The following is a 4,012-nucleotide window of genomic DNA, read 5'->3' on the forward strand; positions in this document are numbered from 1 at the left end:
GGGGCTTCCCCCCCACGCAGGGGCACAGCCCCTGAACCCCATTTCTTGTACTTCAATCGCCTGAACAAGGCTGTAGTTAAACATTGAGCAATGATGCAGCGATCGATTCTCTCAGAAGAAATCCTTTGGCAGGCAGTTTTGCAGCGAGATCCGGCGTTTGAAGGGCTTGTTTTTTATGGAGTCAGCTCCACCGGAATTTACTGTCGTCCGACCTGTTCCAGCCGGAAGCCTCAGCGCGATCGGGTCTGCTTTTTTGACTCGGCAGCAGCGGCAGAAGCAGCAGGTTATCGACCCTGTAAACGCTGTGTTCCTCAGGAAGCGATTGCTCCCGATGCGAATGTGGCAAAAGTTTTAGCCGTCTGCCGCTATCTCGAAACTCAGGTTGACTCCATTCCCACCCTTGCAGAATTAGGTCACACGACCGCCATGAGTCCAACTCACTTACAACGCACTTTCAAGCAAATCGTTGGCGTCACTCCGTTTCAATATGCGGATGCGCTGCGGATAGAACGATTAAAACAGCACCTTCGCCAGGGAGAAACGATCGCCGATGCCCTTTATGAAACCGGATATGGCGCAAGTAGCCGCCTGTACGAAAAAGCCCCCAAACAGCTCGGCATGACTCCTGCAACTTATCAACGCGCTGGCGAGGGGAAACAGATTCGCTATGCCATCATGCAATTACCCCCTTGGGGAACTACGAAGCAACCGTCCTTTGGCTGGCTGCTAGTGGCGGCAACGCAGCAGGGACTTTGCAGTGTGCGGCTGGGTGAAACTGCGCTGGAACTGGAACAGGAACTCCAGCAGGAATTTAAAGCGGCTCAGCTCCAGCCCGACGATCCTGAGCTTCAGCAGTGGGTGCAGCATTTGCTGGATTATCTGGGCGGGGTTCAAGCTTTGCCTGCCTTGCCGATCGATGTTCAGGCGACTGCCTTTCAAATCCGAGTATGGGAGGCACTGAGAGCCATTCCCCTCGGAACGACCGCCAGCTACAGCGATATTGCCCAGCAAATCGGACAGCCTAAATCCGTCCGGGCAGTGGCGCGAGCTTGTGCCAGCAATCCGATCGCGCTGGTGATTCCCTGTCATCGGGTGATCCAGAAAGGCGGCGGTTTGAGCGGCTATCGCTGGGGAATTGATCGCAAGCAAGAACTGCTTAGCTTAGAAAAACAACTGGCTGCCCCAGAAAAGACGGATTCAGATCAAGCAGAGGGCTGAACGATCGCCCGACATTCACCAAAGCCAATTCTGGTGTAACCTTCCCGCTGACAAAATCCGCGCAGGATAATTTCGTCTCCGTCTGCCAGAAAAGCGCGGGTTTCTCCGGCAGGGAGTGTAATTAACTGGGTGCCGCGCTGGGTTAGCTCCAGTAAACAGCCCTGAGAACCCGGATTGGCATTGGAAACGGTTCCGCTTGCCAGCAAATCTCCCGATCGCAAATTGCAGCCGTTGCTAGCGTGATGGGTCAGCATTTGGGCGATCGTCCAGTACATCTGGCTAAACGATCCCTGGCTGAGGCGAACCGGAGCAACACCGTCTGATTGCATTTGCTCGGTGCGGAGCCAGACTTCGAGCGTGATTTCAAAGCCGCCCGATCGCTGGTCGGTTTCTGAGTGCAAATAGGGCAAGGGCTGGGGGTCGTCGTTCGATCGCTGAAACGCAGGACAACGAAACGGGGCAAGGGCTTCGAGCGTCACAATCCAGGGGGAAATTGTGGTGGCAAAGTTTTTGGCAAGAAAGGGGCCAAGCGGCTGATATTCCCAAGCTTGCAGGTCTCGCGCTGACCAGTCGTTCACTAAGCAGAGTCCAAAAATGTGTTGTTCTGCCTGATCGATCGCAATCGGCTGCCCGATCGCATTTCCGGTTCCCACAAAACAGCCGACTTCTAGTTCATAGTCCAGCATTCGCGCAGGGGCAAATTCTGGGATAGACGCATCCGGCGGTTTTCGCTGACCCTGAGGACGACGAATTGACATTCCACTCGGCACGATCGAAGACGCTCGACCATGATAGGCGATCGGCACATATTTATAGTTGGGCAGCAGCGGATTATCGGGACGAAACAGCTTGCCCACGTTGGTCGCATGGAAAATCGAGGCGTAAAAGTCGGTATAGTCGCCAATTTCCGCAGGCAGCCGCAGTTCGGCATCGGTCATTGCTACCAAAACATCGGCTTCTGGCGGAAATTGCTCAGCATCAAGGCGCAGCAGTTGACTGACAGCCGATCGCAGCAGCGAAACAGGCTCGGAACCTAATGCCATGAGCGAATTCAATCGAGTTGCAGTACAGGCATCTTTAAGCGGTTCCGGTAAATGATCAAACAGCCCCAGCTTAATACAATTTGTGAGGTCTAAAATTCGATCGCCGATCGCAATTCCAATTCGGGCAGATTCTCCATTTCCACCTTTATGAAACACGCCAAACGGTAAGTTTTGAATCGGAAAGTCGCTGTCTGAGGAATTGGCAGATTCAACCCAGCTTTTTAAGGACGGATCGTGAGTTTCGTTTAAGTGAGTTTGTTTCAATGAGAAGGTCATAGCGATCGAAGGTAGAAATGGAGAGATGGGGAATAAGAAGTAAATTCGACTGTTTATTTTAGAGGGAATTGAGAGCCGGAATGAATTGAGAGCTGAAATCGATTAAGAGCTTCTTTGCTGTGATTGCTTGGGGAGAATTTGTGAGGAAGATGGGTAGAAAGTTAGGTAACAAAAGAGAAGTTAGGAGATGATTAAATTTAGCTTTTTCAAGTCGTTGATCGGTTCTTGGAATGAGCAGGAACCAAAGGAACGGAAGAAGCGTTGTCTTGACTTTTGAATTTCGCTTAAATCAAGCTGACGTTTCTCTCGATCATTGTTCCAAATCAATTTATCATTTTCAAATTGAAGAGTGTCTGAAAGAGCATCTGAAAAGGAATTGATTTCTAATAGTTGAATGACCTCCTCTTGATCGATCGCCTGGCTGTAGGCAAAGGCAGCGGCAACTGCGACATTCACAAATCCGTGCATTCGGGCAGTCGGGCTATCGGGTTCGTAGGTTAGACGGTACGTGCCAGGAAAAGGATGATGCAGTCCCGCCGTCGCTTTGAAAGGAACGTTGGCTTGGGCACAGGCACAAATCCACCCGGCAAGCTGTTTACTGATCGGAAAAGCGGCTTCTGTCAGGCCTCCAGTGCGAACTTTAGCGGATGCAGCAGTTCCTTGCAGAACAGCGATCGAGTCTGTGAAAGACGAATCAAGCGGAATCTCAAAAAATGCGTCGAGGTCTGGCGGCAGTTGATTGATCAGGGCAGAAATTTCGCTGGGCGATCGCGGAGTGAATTCGAGGGCGGCAATTTTGACGGAAGGGGAAGCGTTTTTTAGGGTGAGCCGATCGGTTTGCAGCGCAAAAGCCTGCTCCACTTCTTCGAGATTCTTGACCACCAGGCTGAGCGACCACTGGGATAGGGGCAATTCGGGAACGATCGCATAAAGTTCTTCCAGGCGGGCAGCAGGCAGCACAAAACGAGACAGCATCCAGCGATCGGGGGTAGCAGCACTTTGAGCGTAGCGTTGCATTGACGATCGCAGATCAAGTTTCGCTGGCGGAAAAAGCCCAGCATAATCAACGATCGCGCTCACCAATGTTTTCAGCGATGCCAGCATTATTGATTTTGCTTATGTTCAGGGATGAATTGCAATTTTCATAAAGCGATCGAATCAATCAGACGATCACTAGAATCGATTACGAGATTCATCTGATGATATTGTTCATCTATAGTTAATCGCTCTTTGGGTGCATCTGTGATCCCCCTGGGGAAGGAGGTTAAGCCAGCCCCCCTTGTTGCCAAAATAGAGACAGGAGTGTTATGAACGACTAGTTTTTGATTACCGATCGAGCATCTACGGATAGCTGAAATTGCTGGCTGAGATTGATTACTAAAATCGTTCACAAAAAGAGACTGCTTGAGAATATTTCTAGAAAAATTTTATTTCTAATATTAGAAATAATACAATAGACTTTCAGCTAGTTTTAT

Annotated in this window: 3 protein-coding genes; 1 reads left to right on the forward strand and 2 read right to left on the reverse strand. The window is 50.5% G+C overall.

Annotated elements, in window-relative coordinates; genetic code table 11:
- Positions 1-93 precede the first annotated feature (93 nt).
- Positions 94-1,218: a bifunctional DNA-binding transcriptional regulator/O6-methylguanine-DNA methyltransferase Ada gene (gene ada, locus H6F80_RS03080; RefSeq protein ID WP_190790145.1), complete on the forward strand. Its 1,125-nt coding sequence runs from the start codon at positions 94-96 to the stop codon at positions 1,216-1,218.
- Here ada and fahA read toward each other — a convergent pair.
- Positions 1,203-2,537, reverse strand: coding sequence for a fumarylacetoacetase (gene fahA, locus H6F80_RS03085; protein WP_190790146.1), 1,335 nt, complete (start codon positions 2,535-2,537; stop codon positions 1,203-1,205). The genes ada and fahA overlap by 16 nt on opposite strands.
- Before the next feature lie 180 nt (positions 2,538-2,717).
- Entirely contained in the window at positions 2,718-3,641 is a 924-nt protein-coding gene (locus tag H6F80_RS03090) for a hypothetical protein (protein WP_190790147.1), read from the reverse strand.
- Between the last annotated feature and the right edge of the window lie 371 nt (positions 3,642-4,012).

This window comes from Leptolyngbya sp. FACHB-711 (assembly GCF_014695615.1).
Lineage (GTDB): Bacteria > Cyanobacteriota > Cyanobacteriia > Elainellales > Elainellaceae > Leptolyngbya_A.

Bases quoted from the DNA above. Each gene is read 5' to 3' on its own strand.
- ada (WP_190790145.1), top strand. From the start codon at position 94: ATGCAGCGATCGATTCTCTCAGAAGAAATCCTTTGGCAGGCAGTTTTG.
- fahA (WP_190790146.1), bottom strand. From the start codon at position 2,537: ATGACCTTCTCATTGAAACAAACTCACTTAAACGAAACTCACGATCCG.
- H6F80_RS03090 (WP_190790147.1), bottom strand. From the start codon at position 3,641: ATGCTGGCATCGCTGAAAACATTGGTGAGCGCGATCGTTGATTATGCT.